The organism is Streptomyces sp. NPDC021749, assembly GCF_040640655.1.
GTDB lineage: Bacteria > Actinomycetota > Actinomycetes > Streptomycetales > Streptomycetaceae > Streptomyces.
In genome coordinates this window covers 60723-78162 of the sequence record NZ_JBFACE010000010.1, presented here as the reverse complement: position 1 = coordinate 78162, position 17440 = coordinate 60723, and the positions used below count along the sequence as shown (strand labels likewise).

General features: G+C 73.7%; 12 protein-coding genes. 6 read left to right on the top strand and 6 right to left on the bottom strand.

Annotated elements, in window-relative coordinates; genetic code table 11:
* Positions 1–258 precede the first annotated feature (258 nt).
* Both AB0G35_RS12690 and AB0G35_RS12685 read left to right on the top strand, forming a co-directional pair.
* Positions 259–690: a hypothetical protein gene (locus AB0G35_RS12690; RefSeq protein WP_360947689.1), complete on the top strand. Its 432-nt coding sequence runs from the start codon at positions 259–261 to the stop codon at positions 688–690.
* Between the two features lie 195 nt (positions 691–885).
* Entirely contained in the window at positions 886–1041 is a 156-nt protein-coding gene (locus tag AB0G35_RS12685; RefSeq protein ID WP_360947687.1) for a hypothetical protein, read from the top strand.
* A gap of 83 nt (positions 1042–1124) precedes the next feature.
* Here AB0G35_RS12685 and AB0G35_RS12680 read toward each other — a convergent pair whose 3' ends face one another.
* A complete protein-coding gene (locus AB0G35_RS12680) occupies positions 1125–3956 on the bottom strand; it encodes a TIR domain-containing protein (protein ID WP_360947685.1) in 2832 nt (943 codons plus the stop codon).
* Between the two features lie 221 nt (positions 3957–4177).
* On the opposite strand from AB0G35_RS12680, the gene AB0G35_RS12675 reads away from it, so the two are divergent.
* Positions 4178–5050, top strand: coding sequence for a DUF4231 domain-containing protein (locus AB0G35_RS12675; RefSeq protein ID WP_360947683.1), 873 nt, complete (start codon positions 4178–4180; stop codon positions 5048–5050).
* Between the two features lie 28 nt (positions 5051–5078).
* On the opposite strand, the gene AB0G35_RS12670 is transcribed toward AB0G35_RS12675, so the two are convergent.
* Both AB0G35_RS12670 and AB0G35_RS12665 read right to left on the bottom strand, forming a co-directional pair.
* The gene (locus AB0G35_RS12670; protein WP_360947681.1) at positions 5079–5483 is read right to left on the bottom strand and encodes an SHOCT domain-containing protein; all 405 of its coding nucleotides are present in this window, start codon (positions 5481–5483) and stop codon (positions 5079–5081) included.
* Between the two features lie 80 nt (positions 5484–5563).
* A complete protein-coding gene (locus tag AB0G35_RS12665) occupies positions 5564–7021 on the bottom strand; it encodes a hypothetical protein (protein WP_360947679.1) in 1458 nt (485 codons plus the stop codon).
* Between the two features lie 353 nt (positions 7022–7374).
* On the opposite strand from AB0G35_RS12665, the gene AB0G35_RS12660 reads away from it, so the two are divergent.
* On the top strand, positions 7375–8685 hold the full coding sequence (locus AB0G35_RS12660; RefSeq protein WP_360947677.1) for a cation:proton antiporter: 1311 nt from the start codon (positions 7375–7377) through the stop codon (positions 8683–8685).
* A 27-nt stretch (positions 8686–8712) separates the two neighbouring features.
* Here AB0G35_RS12660 and AB0G35_RS12655 read toward each other — a convergent pair whose 3' ends face one another.
* Both AB0G35_RS12655 and AB0G35_RS12650 read right to left on the bottom strand, forming a co-directional pair.
* Entirely contained in the window at positions 8713–10113 is a 1401-nt protein-coding gene (locus AB0G35_RS12655; protein ID WP_360947675.1) for a DUF2252 domain-containing protein, read from the bottom strand.
* Complete coding sequence (locus AB0G35_RS12650; protein WP_360947673.1) at positions 10110–11102, bottom strand: hypothetical protein; 993 nt, start codon at positions 11100–11102, stop codon at positions 10110–10112. Before AB0G35_RS12650 ends, AB0G35_RS12655 begins: the two co-directional genes overlap by 4 nt.
* Positions 11103–11397: 295 nt before the next feature.
* On the opposite strand from AB0G35_RS12650, the gene AB0G35_RS12645 reads away from it, so the two are divergent.
* Positions 11398–12729, top strand: coding sequence for a diacylglycerol kinase family protein (locus AB0G35_RS12645; protein WP_360947671.1), 1332 nt, complete (start codon positions 11398–11400; stop codon positions 12727–12729).
* Here the strand turns inward: AB0G35_RS12645 and AB0G35_RS12640 are convergent.
* Positions 12715–14313 (bottom strand): MFS transporter, encoded by a 1599-nt coding sequence (locus AB0G35_RS12640; protein WP_360947669.1) that lies wholly within the window; start codon positions 14311–14313, stop codon positions 12715–12717. The genes AB0G35_RS12645 and AB0G35_RS12640 overlap by 15 nt on opposite strands.
* A 299-nt stretch (positions 14314–14612) precedes the next feature.
* Here AB0G35_RS12640 and AB0G35_RS12635 point away from each other — a divergent pair, with 299 nt between their 5' ends.
* Entirely contained in the window at positions 14613–17381 is a 2769-nt protein-coding gene (locus AB0G35_RS12635) for a LuxR C-terminal-related transcriptional regulator (protein WP_360947667.1), read from the top strand.
* Positions 17382–17440: the final 59 nt, after the last annotated feature.

The window sequence follows — 17440 nt, the reverse complement described above, 5'->3', positions numbered from 1 at the left end:
CGAACGGGCCCATGCGCACAGGTGCGGCCCGGCCCGGGGCCAGGCCCGCCGATGCGCCAACGACCGTGGCAGAGTGACCGCATGTTCCTTTCCACACCGCAACGGCGAAGACGCCTCGCCGCCGTTCTGCTCCTGAGCGCCGCGATACCCCTGACGGCCTGTGGTCAGCAGCGCGTCGCAGCCGGAGAGCCCAGCGCCTCCCCCAGTGCGAGGCCGGCCTCCAGCCCCAGCCCCTCCGGTCCCGGCGCCTCTCCCTACGTGGAACCGGGTGCCCACGACGGAGCCCCGCACTACAACGAGAACAACGCTGGCCGGCAATCCCGCGAGATGTCCCCGGCCGGCGAGAAGGACGCGCAGCGGGAGGCCCACCGCATCGAGCCGGTCCTCAAACGCCTCTGGAAGCAGGGGAAATGGGACCCCAAGAGCGTCCGCTCGGCGATGCTCGCGCTCGGGTACCAGGAGCAGCGGACCGGCCCCAAGGGTGAGCGGCTCGGCGGGCAGCTCGAAGTGCGGGGCATGGAACCGCGCTTCGAGGGCGACCACTACGTCACGCACGAGGGCGCCCGGATCGGCCTGCACGTGCACAACGACGCCTGCGTGACCGCGTTCGTGCAGAAGACCAACTACCAGGTGCAGGTCAACGGACCGTATCCGGAGTCGGGTTGCTTCGAACCGCCCTTCGCGCACTGACGAACAAGGCCCTCGCCCCCGCTGCGCGGCGGGGGCCGCCACTAGGGGACCCCCCGAGCTTTCACAAGCGCACAATCTCGTAAGCTGTCCTCAGCGCGAGGGAGCCCGCTCAGCCGTCCGGCGACCAACCTCCGACTGAGGGGGCTCCCTGCCTGGAATCATCGTCATCACTCAGCTTCGAGAGAGGGGATCCCCATGCAGTCTACGGAGGCACACCCGCCGGCACCCCGACGGTTAGGCGTATGGCGCCGCTACCGCAGGCTGGTCGCCACCAGCTTCCTGCGCGGCGCGTCCTACGCGTGCGGTACCGCGGCGATCGGTTTCGTGGTGTGGTGGGTGCGCACCCACTGACGCACCGGCAAACCCGCTGACACGATGGCCCCTCCGGCTGCTGTTCGGAGGGGCCGTTGCGTGCCACTGTCCCCCTTCCGCCGTCAGCCGCAGGTGGGCCGGGACGGCGGGGTGGTGCCCACGTAGCGGCGCCATTCGGCGTCGGTCAGGCTGCGGCCGGCGATCCGGCAGAGGCTGTCGATCCAGGAGTCCACGGAAAAGCCCCAGGAGAGGATCTCCCCGCCTTCGGTGGCGGTCCAGAGCGTGCCGGTGTCGTCGACCAGGAACTCGGTGTGCTCGCCGATGCCCCCCGTTCCGGACAACGTATGGGGCGGGATGGGCAGTTGGGGGCCGCCCAGCCGGTCTCCGGTGTCGGCGTCCCATCGGGTCAGGGCACCGCTGTCGGCCAGGGTGACGACGGTACGCCCGTCGTCGCTCACCGCCACCCGGCCGCCGTTCGGCTCGTCGCTCTGCCAGCGCAGCCGCTGATCGTCCAGGTCCCAGCGGGCGAAGGTGCTCCCGGCACCGTCGAGGAACAGCGAACGGCCCGTGCCGGCCAGGGCGAAGGCGTGCACCGCCTCGTGATGGTCCAGGCGCGCCGTCTGCACCCGGCGTCCGGAGGGGACCGCGTAGACGTCGACGGACCCTTGGGGAGTTCCCACGGCGACGGTACGGCCGTCGGCGCTCAGTGAGGACAGCAGAGGGGCGTCGGGATCCTTTGAGCCCGGCGGGACCACGATCCGGGTGTGCTGCGCCGACGGGTCGGCGAGATGGACCGCCCCGTCCCCCGTGGTCACGACCAGCGTGCCGTCCGCCAGCGGGGCGATCTGCAACGGGACCGCGTGGTAGCCCTCCTGCGGCCCGGCCAGCGCCACCGTGCGCCGCTTCTCCAGACGCTTGCCGGTGACGGCCCACTCCTGGACCGTGCGCTCGTCGCCCGCGTAGAGCGTGCGGCCGCCGCGGCTGAAGGCGACGCAGTAGTAGAACAGGGCATCACCACCGGCGAGAGTGCCGCCCTTCGGGCTCCAGACGTGCAGCACGTGCTCTTGCTCCGACTGCGACTCGTCCTCCAGCGGGTTGCTCCAGGCGATCCGGCCGCCCGGGCCGGTCGCGAGCGGCGGGGCCTTCACCGCGGTCTCGGCGTCGGCGAGGGAGAGGCCGTGCGCGCGGGCGGTCCGGGCCGCCTGGTCGAAGTTCCACAGCGCGGCGGTCCTGCCGTGCGCGGAGGCGAGTCTGCGGCCCGTGGGCGAGAACTCCAGCAGCCCGGGACGCCCGACACCGGTGAGGGTGCGCATCAGGTTCGGCTGCCCTGCGGTCGGGCCGTCGTCACCGTCGCCGTCGACCACCGTGATGCCGGACGCCGTACCGACCGCCATCCGCTCGGTGTCGGTCACCGCCAGCAGCAGCGCCTCTTCGTTGGGGATGGTGGGAAAACGTCCGCAGGTGTCGGGGAGGCCTCCGGGGGCTTCCCCGTTGGGGAGGCCCGTGTTGGTGAAGCGCCCGTATTTGAGGTAGCCGAAGCAGTGCCCGCCCAGGGACACGGCCGACGCGTGCTGCCCGGCCGGCACCGTCATCTCCTCGCTGTCCATGACCGTGTGAAGGTCGGGCACGGTGTACAGCGCGCCGCCGCCCACCAGGTCGCGCACCAGCAGATGGGTTTCCTGATTCTGGAAGACCACCCGGCTGTCGCGGTGGCCGGTGCTCCGCGAACGGGACTTCGTCCGGGCCTGCTCGTAGAGCGTCACCGTGCCGTCCTTGTCCGCGACGGCCAGGTCTCCGCCCATCCCGAACGTCACCGAGCCCACCGCCCCCGGCATCGGCGCGAGCCGCCGCAGCTTCCTGCCCACCAGGTCGTAGACCCCCAGGTTTCCCTTTTCGTCGCCGACCGCCACGCGCTTGCCGTCCTCGCTGAAGCCCGCCGCCGTGATCCGGCCCGGCAGCGCCGTGCGGGCGCGTACGGCGCCGTCGTCGCTGCGCCGGACCGTGACCGCACCGCCCGCGTCCCCCACGACCACGGCGGTGTCGTCCCCGCTGAAGGCGAACGCGCTGATGTCCTTCGCGCTCGACACCATGGCCGCCAAGTACGGGCTGTCGGTGGCGAGTTGGTTCAGCGTCGCGATGGCCTCGGGCGACTGCTGCATGCGGTACGCCTCGACGCCCAGCAGCGATGCCAGCCGCAGGTTTCCGTCCTTGAGGTTCAGGGCCGTGGCGGCGAGCTGTCGGGAGGTCGCCAGCCGGGCCTGACTGCGGGCCTCGTTCCGTTGCAGGACCGCGACCACGGAGGCCACGCCGGCGAGCACGGCGAGGGTGGTGATGACGGCGAGCGCGCCCCGCGCCAGCCGCCGGGTCTTGCGGTGCTGGGCGACGTCCGCGCCGATCAGGTCCTCTTTGGGGCGGCCGTGCAGAGGCGCCGCCAGATCGGCCACGCACTGCTGGAACCGGGGGTCGCGGAGCGAGCCGGGGTTGTCCTCCGGCATCCAACGCAGGTCGACCCAGCGCGGTTCGTCGGTGAACATGCCCGCCATGGTGCGCGGCAGGCAGGTGGTGCGCTCCCAGTCGAAGTCTCCGCGCTCCTGGTCCCACACGAGCTCCCCGCCGGTGACGACGAGGAGCACCTGCCGCGACCCCCGCCCGGCGCGCCACCAGTTGATCTCCTTCTGCACCCACGGCGAGCCGGCCGAGCCCGGGCAGGCCAGCAGCACGAAGGCACCGGATTCCGCGAGCTGACGCTCGATCTCCGGCCACAGTCCCGGATTCGCGGACAGCGAGGCCTCGTCGAGAAAGACCCGCAGTGCGCGTAATTGCCGCCAGCTGCGCGCGAAATTCTGCAGTCCCCGCCGCAGATGGGCGGCCTTCGCCCGGTCCGAGGCATGGTGATAGGAGATGAAGGCGTCATTCCGGTACACCCGCTGCTGCGGCGCGTTCCTCTCAGTCATTCCGGATCCCCCGTCCGTCAGACCGGCCACGGGCCCGCCCGGGGCCGTGCCCGCATCATCCTCATCAGCACAGGCATGCGCAACGGTGCCTCTGCCCAAGCGGGTTCGGGCCACCGCGGACCACGATCCGCGTTCCCGCCCGGACGCCCCCGATCGCCTCTAGACTTCACTTTTCTCTGGTATTTCGGACTCACTCTGCGCGGGCGAGGGGCGGGCTGCGGATGGGCGAGGTGCGCACACTCGGGGACGAGGATTTCCCGGCGGTATTCCGGTCGGCCGACGCCGCTTCGCTGTCGGGGCAGCGGCGCTACATGACCGGCACGAAATGGCGACTGCTGCTGGCGATCGCCGCCGCGGCCTGCGCGGTGTCGAGCGCGGACCCCGCGGTGGCGATGGTGCTCCTGGCGTTCCTGGCGACCGTGTACGTAGAGGTCTGGATGCTCACCGAACGGCCGGAGCGGGCCTGGTACGACGGGCGGGCGTTGGCCGAGTCGGCGAAGACGCTGTCCTGGCGCTACGCGGTGGCCGGCGACCCCTTCCCGGCCGACCTGCCCGCGGACACGGCGGAGCGCAGGTTCCACCAGCGCCTGGAGGTGCTGCTGCGGGAGGCGCCCAGCGACAGCATCGTCCCGGTCGGTTCGATGGCCGCCACCGAAGCCATGGCCGAGCTGCGGCTGAGCCCGTTCGAGGTCCGTCAACAGGCCTATCTCGCCGGGCGCATCGCCGATCAACAGCAGTGGTACGGAACCAAGGCCGCCATGAACATCACCCTCGCCCGCCGCTGGCGGCTCGGCCTGATCACCGTCGAGGGCCTGGGCGTGCTCGCCGCGGTCCTGCGGCTCCTGGGGATCATCCCGTTCGACCTGCCCGGGGTACTGGCGGCGGTGCTGGGCGCGGGAGCCGCGTGGTTCGCGGTCCGGCAGTACGAGTCGCTCGGCCGGGCCTACACCTTCGCCGCGACCGAACTGAGCATCGTGCACCAGCGGCTGACCGCGGTGCACGAGGAGTCACGGTGGGCGCAGGAGGTGGCCGACGCGGAGGAGGCGATCAGCCGGGAGCACACGATGTGGCGGGCGTCCCGCGGAGCGGTGTAGCGGCGAGCGGCCCGCGGAGGGGCCTGCGCTAGTGCAGGAGCTTTTCCTTCGCGCGCTGGAACTCCGCCTCGGTGATGTCGCCCTTGCTCTTGAGCTCGGAGAGTTTGGCCAGTTGGTCCACGCCTCCGGTGCCGCCTCCCGCCACGTCCCGGATGTAGGCGTTCACGGACTCCTGCTGGGCGCGGGCGTGCTGGAGCTCGCGCTCACCCATGTCCCGGCCGCGCGCGATCACGTAGACCAGCACGCCGAGGAACGGGATGACCATCACGAAGATGAGCCAGCCAGCCTTCGCCCAGCCGTTCATCCGCCGGTCGCGGAAGATGTCGACGATGATGCGGAACAGCAGCATCAGCCACCAGATCCACAGGAAGATCCACATCACGGTCCAGAAGGCTCCGAGGACCGGATAGTCGTACGCCAGGTACTCAGTCATCACTCTCTCCTGATCACCAGCCCGATCACCAGTGGTACGCCCTCACCTTCGCGCGCGCCGGCCGTCGGCGGCATCACCCCCTACGGGCGAACCGGCGGGCCGGGCGGCGCGTCGTCCGTAGACGGGCCGGGCGGTGCGTCGTCCGTAGACGGGCCGGGCGGTGCGTCGTCCGGTGGGGGCCCGGGTGGGGCACCGGCCGGTGCTGGTGTCGGCGGGATGCCGGACGGCGGAGTTCCGGTTGCGGCGAGGATGCCCAGCAGTATGAGCACGACGAGCACGATGCCGAGGACGAGGGCGACCGAGGCCGGTGTCGGGTAGTTCCACAGCACCAGGACCAGCGCACCGATCGCGATGACGGTCCCGGTCGTCCAGGCCCGGTGGGCATCCAGCCACCGGCCCACTCCCCCGGTGCGCACGCCGACCCGGGCGAGCCGTCTTCCGCCCGCGCCCGTGGCCCGGCCGGCACCGGAGCGTACGGCGCGGGCAGGACGGCCGGGCCCGTAGAGGTAGGCGGCGATCGCGGTGATCACGGCGACGACGAACACCGTCCAGGTGCTGTTCCGCAGGAAGCGCACCAGCGTGTCGAAGACGGCCGCCGCGGCCTGCTGGGTCTGGGTGCTCGGAGGCACCGAATCGAGGTACTGGCGGCGCGCGATCGCGATCCCGACCAGGAGCAGGAGCATCATCACGGCGAGCCCGACGCCCGCTGTCAGCAGCGTCGCCCGGTGGGCCGGCGCCGTCCACACCGCCAGCACGACGAGTACCAGGACCGTCACCGGCAGCCAGACACCGACGATGTCGAGCACCATCATGGCGTTCTGCGCCTGCTGGAGCTTGTCCGTCTTCAGCAGGACGACCTGCCGGTCGACGTCGGGGATGTACTTGGCCTTCTCGAAGCCGCGGTCTTCGAGCCGTTGCTGGACCTTGTCCACGACGGTCCCGATGTTCAGAACGACGGTGTCGCCGCGGGCCTGGACGGCGCTGTTGCCCTCGCCCGTGAGGACCTTGACCACGGCCGCATGGGCGCGCAGGTTGGCGGCGTCCCAGACCTTCGCGAACTCGTCGCTGGAGACGACCTTGTACACCACCTTGTGGACCACGTCGGTCACCGCGTTCTCCAGCGGGCCGCCCAGTCGTCTGGTCTGGTTGACCACGATGGGCGGCGCCTTGCGCTCGGCGAGTGACTTGGCGAGGGCGTCGGTGACCCGCTTGACGTCGAGCTTCTTGACCACGTCGTTGGTCAGCCGGTCGGTCACCGCGTTCTGGATCGCCGGCTCGCGGGCGAGCGGGGCGACGGTCTGTACGTACCGGTCGGCGTCGGAGACCTGGGATTCCGCCCAGGCGGCGACGGCGCCGAGCGGGGCCAGCACGAAGGCGAGGACGAGGAGGACGACCGCGCCGGCGGTGCGCAGCTTCCGGTGCTGTACGTGGGAAGCGCGCCGGAGGCGCTCGTACTCGTGGCGTTCGGCGGGGCCGAGGGGACGGCCCTCTTCCGGGCCGTCGGGACCGGCCGGGCCGGGGGTGGGGGAGGTGGACATGCGCGGCTCCTCGCTGACCAGGCCCCTGCCCTGAGACGGCCGGGGGGCGTACTGCCCGGCCCCGGCTTGCGACGCGGGCAGGCACGAGCCGGTGGAGTTCCCTCGTAGCCTGCCGCGCGCGGACGGGGCGGCCATCACCCGTCGTGGGTGACCTTGGGGGCGCTGCTCCGGAATGCCGGGGGCGGTCGCCTCCACTCAGGGGACTCGGCCGCCGGGCGCCGCCGCTGTTGCGGCGATCCGCGAGGCCCCGACGTTACGCTCCCTGCCACCGGGACGCGCCGGCGGAGCAGGCGCGCCGGAGCCCACGCGGCGACGGAGGCCCGGGGCCACCGCGCCCAGCCGAAGGAGCACAGGTGAGCGGAAACGGCGGCTGGGCCGTCGCTGTGGTGGCCGCGGTCACCGGCGGGTACGCCCTGGTCTCCCGGCGCCTGGCCGCACGCTCCGTATCGGCCCCGATGGTGTTCACCGCGGCCGGCGTGGTCATCGGTCCGGTCGGTCTCGGGCTGCTCGACCTGGAGCACGACGCCGGGCCGGTGCGCACCCTCGTCGAGGCGGCGCTGGCGCTGGTTCTGTTCTCGGACGCCGCCACCGTCCGTTCCGAGGAGTTCCGCGGCGGCTGGTTCTTCCCGGCCCGTCTGCTCGCCGTCGGACTGCCGCTGACGATCGTGGGCGGCGCCCTGTTGGCGTGGCCGCTGCTGGCGGGGGTGAGCGGCTGGGGACCGGCACTCGTCGCGGTGATCCTCGCGCCCACCGATGCGTCCGTGGCCAAGAGCGCGGTGTTCGCCCCGCGCATCCCGGCGGTGGTGCGGCACGGCCTCAACGCCGAGTGCGGCCTGAACGAGTGCTTGGTCCTGCCGGTTTTCGCCGTGCTCCTGGCCGGTCTGCCCGGCACGGCCGCCGCGCACCAGGGAGTGGCGGGGATCCTGCAACGGGTGCTCCTGCTCAGTCCCGCACTGGGGCTGGTAGTCGGTGGCCTGGGTGGGTGGCTGCTGCGCCGGTCGCGCGCCGCGGACGGGATCACCCATGAGTGGCGGCGCATCCTTCCGCTGGCCCTCGCCACCGGAGCGGCCGCGCTCGCGGCGGCCATGGAGGGCAGTCCCTTCGTCGCCGCCTGGGTGGCGGGCTTCGTCTTCTCGATCGCCGTGCGCCCGGCGGCACGGCCCGGCACCGCTCCGGCCGGCGAGGACGACACCTTCGGGGCGGTCGAACACCTGGCCGCGCTGCTGGCCGCGCTGAGCTTCCTGGTCTTCGGTGCGGTGCTGCTCGGCCCTGCGCTCACGCAGCTGAACTGGCGCGTCGTCGGCTATGCGGTGCTGAGCCTGACCGTCGTCCGGCTGCTGCCCGCCGCCGTCGCGTTCGCGGGCAGCGGGCTGCGTGCGCCCACCGTGCTCTACACCGCCTGGTTCGGTTCGCGCGGGCTGCCGTCCCTCGTCCTCGGTCTGCTTGTGGCGACCGAAGCGACACCCGGGGCGCGGCCGACGGGCACCGTGGTCGCCGTCACCGTCGGGCTCAGCGTCCTGCTCCACGGGCTCTCGTCCGTCGTCCTGGCGGACCGGTACGGCCGGTGGTACGAACGGGCCCTGGCCCGCCGCCCGTCCCTCCGCGAGAGCACGGCGGAGCGGCTGCTCGACGAGCGCCGGCCACCCGAGTGGAAGAGCCAGTGACCAGGGCGCGCCGGCGGGTGCCGACGGTCAGTCCCGCCGGGCGGTGACCCGGGCGCGGTGCACGGCCTCGTCGAGTGCCCGGAAGTCGCGCTCGTTGCGGTCGGCGTACGTTTCGGCGAACTCGGCCAGGGCCCGTTCGAAGACGTCCTTGCCGCCCAGGTAGGCGGCGATGGCGATCCGGTCGCCGGACCGGGCGTGGGCGCGGGCCAGGGTCGCGCCGCACAGCTCGCCGTAGAGCCGCATCCGGTCGGGGGACATCCGCTCGGTCCGGGCGCTGCCCTTCCAGTCGTGCAACTGCCGCACGTAGAAGTCGCGTTGACGCCCGTCGATGCCGCTGATGCGCTCCCAGCCGAGGAAGATGTCACTGACGGCCTGCATCAACTGCTGTCCGCTCACCACGCGTTGGCCCTCGTTGGCGTAGGTGGTCGGTTTCGCGTAGGGCGCCAGGACCGACGGGCCGGCCTCCTTGGCCTGCAGGAACAGGGGATCGTCGTCGTCCCGGCCGAGCAGCAGCACGATCCAGCAGCGGGTGCCCACACTGCCGACGCCCACGACCTTGCGGGCGGCGTCGGCCATCCGGAACTGCCGCAGGAGGTGCCGGCGGTCGGCGGGGAGGCTCTGGCCGTAGCGTGCGATGAGGAGGCGGAGGTGGCCTTCGAGTTCGGTGCGGTGGGTGCCGGTCAGCAGGTCGCCCAGCGGGACGATCAGGGGCGGGTCGGCGGCGATCCGCCGGGTGCCGTCGACGACCTCGGTGAGCCGCTCGAAGGACTGCAGGTGGTCCCGGCTGCGGGCGGTCTCCAGCGTCCGGGCGAGCCGGCGGCGCCCGCGCTTGCCGAGCCGGTCGGCGAACAGCGTGCGCAACTGCTCGGTGTCGGTCTGCGCGTACCACACGTCGAGGTGGCGCATACCGGCGAAGCCGCGCATCGCCTCCCGGTAGGAGCGGACCGTGGCGCGGACGACGTCCCGGCGCCGTGCGGCCGAAAAGCCGTTGTCGCGGCCCGCGACGGCCACGCTGGCGGCCAGCCGTTTGACGTCCCACTCCCACGGGCCGGGCAGGGTCTCGTCGAAGTCGTTGACGTCGAAGACCAGGTGGCGTTCGGGCGAGGCGTACAGCCCGAAGTTTTGCAGGTGGGCGTCGCCGCACAGCTGGGTCTCGATCCCGGTGTGCGGGCGGGCGCCGAGGTCCGCTGCCATGAGGGCCGCGGCGCCGCGGTAGAAGGCGAAGGGCGACTCCAGCATCCGCCCGTAGCGGAGCGGCACCAGGTCCGCCACGCGTCCGTCGCTCTGCCGGTCGAGGACCTCGATTGGATCGGGCCGGTCCGGCCGGGGCTCGAACTCGGCGTGGGACGAGCGCGGCACGTGTGCGCGCGCCGCCTTGCCGCGCCTGGCGCGTTCGGCCGGTGTCGGATGGGATGCTTTTGTCCTCATATCTCGTTCCTTCCTTCCCCGGCCAGCCGTGACCGATGCCATACGAACCAGGCGCCCGCCGCCAGGAGGGAGACCGCGAAGAGGACGAGCAGGGCGGTCCCCCAGAACCCGCCGACGACCCGTATTCCGGCCAGCAACACCGCGGCCGCGGCCAGGAAGGGCACCACGGTGAGGGCGAGAAAGCGCAGGATGGCGGCGATGCCGGCCGCCCTCGGCACGCGGGTGAGCCCACGCCGGTGCCGGACCCGGTCCCCCGTGGCACCCGGGGTGTAGTACTGCACGGCCTTCGCCCCGAGCCGCGAGGAGTTCTGCCGGTAGATCCACGCGAGGGCCGGCACCCAGATCAACGGCAGCACCATGCCCACGAGGAAGAGCGCCCCGATCACGGCCGTCGACACCACCCGCTGGAGTTTGCTCGGCTTCTCGCCGCCGCCGGTGATGCCGAGGATCGCCGCCATCCTGACGAGCAGTGACCAGCGGGTCCGGCGGGGCAGCCGGCCGTGGCCGCCCGGTGGGTGGCGCGGCACGTCGGGCAGGGCGGCCTCGGCGGCCTCGGTCGAGGGGTACACGTCCTGCAGGACCAGCAGGTCCGCCACCCGTCGTTCGCTCGTGGGGTCGTGTCCGGCGAGCGCGGCCAGTTCGAGGAGCATCTGCGCCTGGGCGAGCAGGGCCGCCACGAAGCTCAGCGGCATGAGGACCACGAAGGGCCCGCCGAGTACGGCGCCGTCGGCGATCGTCATCCGCGTGCCGTGGGCGATGACGTCCGCGGCGAGTTCGTCGTCCCCCGCCTCGGGCTTGCGCTGCTTGCGACGGGCCATGGCGGCCGCGGCCCGCGGACCGAACCGGCGCACCGCGAAGAAGGCCAGTTGCTCGGGCATGTGCTGGGGATCGGCCCAGATCATCGGCAACAGCGCCTGGGCCTGCACCGTTGCCGAGTCGTCCGGCCGGGCCGGCTGCGACCCGTCGGTGGTCCGTCTGCCGCCGTTCATCCGGCTCCAGTTCCTCCGCTGTCTCGTGGCGCCGGGCTCGCCCTCCGCCGTGGTGGTGGGCCGATCCGGTTCTCCCACGGGAACGGCCCGCCGTCACCGGTCCTCCCTGCACCCGGCGGCACTGCCACTCTGCGGGCCGCCCGACCGCCCTGCCTCACCCGTTCCGGGTGACGGTGGCAACCGCACCGGGCCGCCACCATGGGACGACGAACGGGCCGCGAGCCGCTGGGTACACCGGCCGCGCGCCCGGAGGACCCCGAGTGGCGCGGCAGATGCCACGAGTCCGGGAGAGGGCATGAGACGTGTCGGCGCGCCCGGGCGGGCGGGGCAGCGCTGGAGCGCGCGGCTGGCGGTCGTGGCCGGGGTCGGCGCGACGGTGCTGCTGCTGTCCGTGGCTGGGCTCCGGAGCCTGGTGCTGGTGGCCATGGGGCTGGCGGGCCTGGCGGTTTCGGCGGGGGCCGGCTGGTGGGCGCTGTCCCGCCGGGGCGTGGTGCGCGGTGTGGCGCTGCTCCTGGCCGTGCTGGCGCCGGTGGCGGTGCTGGTGTCGTACGTGGCGGCGCGCCTGCTCTGGCTCGTGCTGGTCTCGTTGGCGCTGTGGATGCTCGCGGCCGCCGCGGGGTGGGCCGCGCTGCGCGCGGACACCGTCGCCCGGGCGGCCCCCGGCCGGCCGGTCCGGCCGCCCGAGCGTGCCTGCCTGCTGATGAATCCGCGCTCCGGCGGCGGGAAGGTGGGGCGTTTCGGGTTGCGGGAGAAGGCGGAGGCGCTGGGTGCGGAGGTGCTGCTGCTCGACGCCGCCCGCCACGGGGACGTGGCCGGGCTGGCCCGCGACGCCCTCGCCCGTGGTGCCGACCTGCTCGGAGTGGCGGGCGGCGACGGGACGCAGGCGCTGGTCGCGGCGGTGGCCGCGGAGCACGACGTGCCGTTCGTGGTGATCCCGGCCGGGACGCGCAACCACTTCGCGCTGGATCTGGGGCTCGACCGGGACGACCCGTCGCACAGCCTGGAGGCGCTGACCGACGGGGTGGAGTTCCGGGTGGACCTCGGGCGGGTCGGGGGGCGGGCCTTCGTCAACAACGCGTCCTTCGGTGCGTACGCGGAAGTCGTGCAGAGCCCGGCGTACCGCGACGACAAGGTCGGCACCCTCCTGCGGCTGCTGCCCGATGTCCTGACCCACCAGCACGGTCCGCGGCTGTCGGTCAGGGCCGGGGCGGTCAGCGTGGACGCTCCCCAGGCGGTGCTGGTCAGCAACAACCCGTACCGGGTCGGCGATCGGGCGGGGCTGGGCCGCCGCGACCGGCTCGACGGTGGTGTGCTGGGCATGCTGAGCGTGACGGTCGACAGTGCGGTGCAGGCGGCCGGTCTGCTGCGCGGCCGGCACGCGCAGGGGCTGGTCTCGCTGACCGCCGAGGCGCTCGTGGTGGACGCCGACCGGCCGGAGGTGATGGTCGGGGTCGACGGCGAGTCGCTGGCCCTGCCCACTCCCGTGCGCTGTGTCTCGGAGCGGGCGGCGCTACGGGTCCGGGTGCCGCGCCACCGTCCGGGCGTCCCTCCCGCGCGGCCGCGGCTGGACTGGCGGCGGCTGGGCACCCTCGCCCTTCCTGCCGGCCGTGGGTCAGCCGCCCGCTGAGCGGACGGCCTCCCTGGTCGGCCGCTCGGCCGGCAGCCGGCGGGTGAAGGGGAAGGCGACGAGCGGCACGGCCGCGGCGGCCAGGACGGCGGCCTTGAGGCTGTTCAGCTGCGCGGTGGCGTAGGAGTCGACGAGGGCATCGGTCTCGGCGGGCGGCAGCGCGGCGCGTTCCGCCGCCGCGCGCACCTGGTCCGTGCTCACGAAGCTGATCCCGGCCTCCATGGCGATGCCGGCCTGGTGGCGCGCCGCGTCGGAGATCTTCGGGTCGTTTTCGATCTGCGTGGTGAAGGCGCTGACCAGGGCTCCGATGAGCAGGGATCCGATGAGCGCGGTGCCCAGGGACGACCCGAGGTTCTGCGCGGTGTACTGCAGGCCGCCCGCTTCGCTGCGTTCGGTCTCCCCGACGCTGGACTGCACGATGTTGCCCAGCTGGGAAGCGAGCAGCCCCATGCCCAGGCCGAGGACGGCCATCGCCAGGCCGAAGGAGAGGTTGTCGATCCGGGGCTCGATCGTCGCGAGGAGCCACCCGGCCGCCACGACGAGCACGAGGAGGCCGCATCGCACCACCGTGCGGGGTGCCGCGATCCGGCCGAGGAGCGGGCCGCTCATGGCCGACAGCAGCATGGTGACCGACACCGGCAGCAGGCGGAGTCCGGTCTCGAAGGCGTTCAGGCCCTGGACGACCTGCAGGTACAGGGGGATAACGAAGAACAGCCCGAGCAGGACGAGGTTCTGGCAGAGCAGCATGGTCAGGCCGGAGCGCAGCGGCGGAACGCCGAACAGGGACAGGCGGACCAGCGGGATCCGTCCGCGCTCCTGCCGGCGCCGCTCCCAGCAGCCGAACAACCACAGCACGGCGGCCCCGGCGGCGAGGACGAACAGGGTCGGGGCGAAGCCGAACAGGGTGAAGGGAGGATTGCGCGGTTGCAGCCATCCCCAGGAACTGCTCTGCAGCACCCCGAGGACGACGAGGGCAAGCCCGGCCGCGGACAGCGCGACGCCCACCGCGTCCAGCCTGGTCCGCGGCCCCGGCGGGACGTCCGGGATCCACCGGATCAGGCACAGCATGGCGACGACCACCACGACCTCGCCGGCGAACACCAGCCGCCAGGTCAGGTACGTGGTCACCCACCCGCCGAGCAGTGGTCCCACCGCGATGCCGGCACCGGCCAGGCCGCCGATGACGCCGTAGGCGACCGACCGCTCCCGGCCCCGGTACGCGCCGGCGACGAGCGCCGCGAGGGCCGGGAGGACGAGTGTGGCGCCGAGCCCCTCGATCACGGACCAGCCGAGGGCCAGCACCCACAGCGACGGCGCCAGCGAGGTGAGGGCGGAGCCGGCCGCGTACACGATCAGGCCCACGGTGAAGATCCGGCGGCGCCCGAACGCGTCGCCGAGCTTCCCACCCGTGATCATGAAGGCGGCCATGACCAGGGTGTAGAGCGTGATGACGCCCTGGATCGCGGTGACCTCGGTGTCGAAGTCGTCGACCAGCCGGCTGATCGACACGTTCATCACCGCGGTGTCCAGCACCATCAGGAACTGGGCCGTCCCGAGCACGATCAGGGCCCGCCATCGCTGCACGTCTGCACCTCTCCGCGTTCCGGTGCTCCCCGATGAGGGGCGAGCGACTCTTGATCGCACCCTAGAGCCGCCCGGTGCCCCACGGCCGCCGGGCCACGGGGCGTGTCACCCGCCCGGCCAGGGCCATCGGCCGGGCGGCCCGCTGTGCGATCACCGGCCGGCCGTGGCGAAGATGGACGTGCAAGGACGTGAAGAACGGAAGGGGACAGGACGGGTCCGGATTCGCCGAGGCAGCCGGGCCCGGCGTGGTGCACGGGGGCCAGCCGGGGCCGTGGGCCCCGTCGCACGGTGGTGATCGGATGCCTTCGACCGGACACGCGTTCCCGGACGCCGGCCCGCGGCCGACGTTGCCCTGGTCCGGCGACCCCCTGCTCGACGCCAAACTGACGGTGCCCGACGCGCCACGGGCCCACGTCCCCAGGCACCGGCTGCTGGACGGGCTCAGCGCGGGCGCGGCCGGGCCGCTGACCGTGATCACCGGTCCGGCCGGCACCGGAAAGACCACCCTCGCCGCCGCTTGGGCGCTGAGCGCCGGGCCGCCCGGGCCGGTCGCCTGGCTGGCGCTCGACACGTACGACCGCACGCCGGGCGTCTTCTGGAGCTACGTCGTGGAGGCGCTGCGGCGGGCCCTGCACCGGTTGCCCGACGGGATCGCGATGCCCTCCTCGCCCGGCGACGCCGACACCTCCCTGCTGACCCGGCTCGCCGCCGCGACGGAGCGGCTGCCCGCACCCGTGGTCCTCGTCCTCGACGGCTTCGAGAAGGTGGCTGGCCGGAGCGTCCCGGCCGGTCTGGAGTTCCTCCTGGAGCACGCCGGGCCGCTGTGGCGACTGGTCGTCACCAGCCGTGTCGAACCCCTGCTGCCGCTCCACCGCTACCGGGCCGAGGACCGGCTCACCGAGATCCGGGGCGCCCATCTGGCCTTCACCCCGCACGAGGCGGACGTGCTGCTGCGCCGGCACGGACTCCGGCCGCCGGACGACGTGGTGCGGGCCCTCACCCGGCGCACGGAGGGATGGGCGGCCGGGCTGCGGCTGTGCGCCCTGGCCATGTCCCGGACCGGCGATCCGGCCGCCTTCGCCCGCTCGTTCGTCCACTCCGAGCAGGCTGTCTCCGGCTATCTGCTCGCGGAGGTGCTCGACGCCCAGCCCGCCGCCACCGCGGAACTGCTGCTGCGCACCAGCGTGCTCGACCGCATCCACCCGGAGCTGGCCAACGCCCTCGGCGGTGGGGGGAACGCCGAGGCGGTCCTGGCCCGGCTCACCCACGACAACGCCTTCGTCGAGCCCGTGCCCGGCACCGCCTGGTGCCGGATCCACCCCCTGTTCGCGGAGGTGCTCCGCACCCAGCTGCGGATCCGGCATCCCGGTCTCGCCCCGCGGCTCCATGCCCGTGCCGCCCGCTGGCTGGCCGGGGCGGGCTGCGTCACGGAGGCACTGGAGCACGCCGCGCAGGCCGGGGACTGGCACTACGCCGCCGCGCTGGCCGTCCGCCAACTGCTGGTCGGAACCCTGCTCGCCACGCCGGAGGCCGGGCGGGTGGCGGGCGCCTTCGCCGGTATGCCGTCCTCCGTGCCGGGAGCCGAACCGGCCCTGGTGGCCGCCGCGTGCCGGCTGGCGCAGCAGGACCGCGCCGGCTGCCGCACCCACCTCGCCCTGGCCGGACGAGCGGGGCCCGAAGCGGGGAGGGCCGAACGACGCCCGGCCGGGTCGCGCCCCCGCCAAAAGGACCCGCAGCCGGCCCCGGAGGTCGAGCTCACCCGTGCCCTGCTCCGCCTGCTGTGCGGGCCGGGGGACGGCGGGCGGGACGAGCGGGGTGCGGACGACGAGCACGCTCAGCAGGACGGGGGCGGTGCCGGCCCACGGCTCGCGGCGGCCGAGGAGGCCGCCCGGGCCGTCTCGGACCTGATGCGGCAGGTACCGCCGGAGCTGGTCCGGGCGCATCCCGAGATCGAGGCGCTGCGGCTGCACGGGCTCGCCCGGGCGTTCCTCGGATCGGGTCGTCTCGGCGAGGCTCGCCGCCTCAGCACCGAGGCCGTCGACGCCTGCACGACCGGAGCGGCCCTGCCGCTACGCCATCGGGCGCTGGGTCTGCTCGCGCTGGCCGAGAGCGCCGAGGGCGCCCTGACGGGTGCGGAGGACCACGCGCTGCGGGCCCTGGCCCACGCCGACGAGCAAGGCGCCGCCCCGGAGGACCGCTCGGGCGCCGGTTGCCTGGCGCTGGCCGCGGTCGCGCTCGACCGCGGCGACCGGGACGGCGCGCACCGCCGCCTCGACCAGGCGCTCGCCTGCCCCGACGTGCCCGACGACCCGGTGCTGGCCGCCGAGGCGGCGGTGCTGCGCGCCCGCCTGGAACTGTCCTGCGGGCGCTGGGCGGCGGCCCTCGGCGCGCTTCCCCGTCCGGAAGCCGCCGACGAGCCGTGGCCCGCCCAGCGGCTCGCCCTCACCCGCGCGGTCGTGGCGCTGGCCCGCGGGGATCACCGGGCCGCCGTGGCCGCCGTGCACGACGTCCCCGCCGACGGACCGGCCCCTCTCATCGCCCTGGCCGGCGCCCATCTCGCCGCCGGGCGCCCGGACCGTGCCCGGCGGCTGCTGGACCGTGCCGGCGGCTCGCCGGACCTGAGCCTGCCGGACCGGGTGGCCGTCCAACTGGTACGCGCCCATGCGGCCGTACTGGCGGACGACCGGACGGCCGCCCGGCAGCTGCTCGTCGACGCGCTGGACTCCGCCCGGCCCGAGCGGCTGCGCCGGCCCTTCACGGACGCCGGCCCCTGGCTGCGCCACCTGCTGGGCGGCATGGACGGCACCGCTGCCGCACCGGCCCCCGGTGCCTGGCTCACCGCACCCGGTGGCGGCCCGGCCGTCGCCGGTCCGGTGCAGCCCCTCAGCAGCCGGGAGCGCGAGGTGCTCGGGTGTGTGCAGAGGATGCTGACCGCCGAGGAGACGGCCGCCGAGCTGAGCCTCTCCGTCAACACGGTCAAGACCCACCTGCGCAGTGTCTACCGCAAGCTGGGCGTCTCCCGGCGCCGGGACGCGGTGGAGCGGGCCAGGGAACTGCATGTGCTCTGACGCCGTGGCCGGCGGCCCGGACCCACCTGTTCCGGGTGGTGGCGACGGCCGCCGCCGGC

What these genes read in the sequence shown, in the direction of transcription:
- AB0G35_RS12645 (WP_360947671.1), top strand. Translation starts at nt 11,398, where the DNA reads ATGAGACGTGTCGGCGCGCCCGGGCGGGCGGGGCAGCGCTGGAGCGCG.
- AB0G35_RS12675 (WP_360947683.1), top strand. Translation starts at nt 4,178, where the DNA reads ATGGGCGAGGTGCGCACACTCGGGGACGAGGATTTCCCGGCGGTATTC.
- AB0G35_RS12680 (WP_360947685.1), bottom strand. Translation starts at nt 3,956, where the DNA reads ATGACTGAGAGGAACGCGCCGCAGCAGCGGGTGTACCGGAATGACGCC.
- AB0G35_RS12655 (WP_360947675.1), bottom strand. Translation starts at nt 10,113, where the DNA reads ATGAGGACAAAAGCATCCCATCCGACACCGGCCGAACGCGCCAGGCGC.
- AB0G35_RS12650 (WP_360947673.1), bottom strand. Translation starts at nt 11,102, where the DNA reads ATGAACGGCGGCAGACGGACCACCGACGGGTCGCAGCCGGCCCGGCCG.
- AB0G35_RS12670 (WP_360947681.1), bottom strand. Translation starts at nt 5,483, where the DNA reads ATGACTGAGTACCTGGCGTACGACTATCCGGTCCTCGGAGCCTTCTGG.
- AB0G35_RS12665 (WP_360947679.1), bottom strand. Translation starts at nt 7,021, where the DNA reads ATGTCCACCTCCCCCACCCCCGGCCCGGCCGGTCCCGACGGCCCGGAA.
- AB0G35_RS12635 (WP_360947667.1), top strand. Translation starts at nt 14,613, where the DNA reads ATGCCTTCGACCGGACACGCGTTCCCGGACGCCGGCCCGCGGCCGACG.
- AB0G35_RS12685 (WP_360947687.1), top strand. Translation starts at nt 886, where the DNA reads ATGCAGTCTACGGAGGCACACCCGCCGGCACCCCGACGGTTAGGCGTA.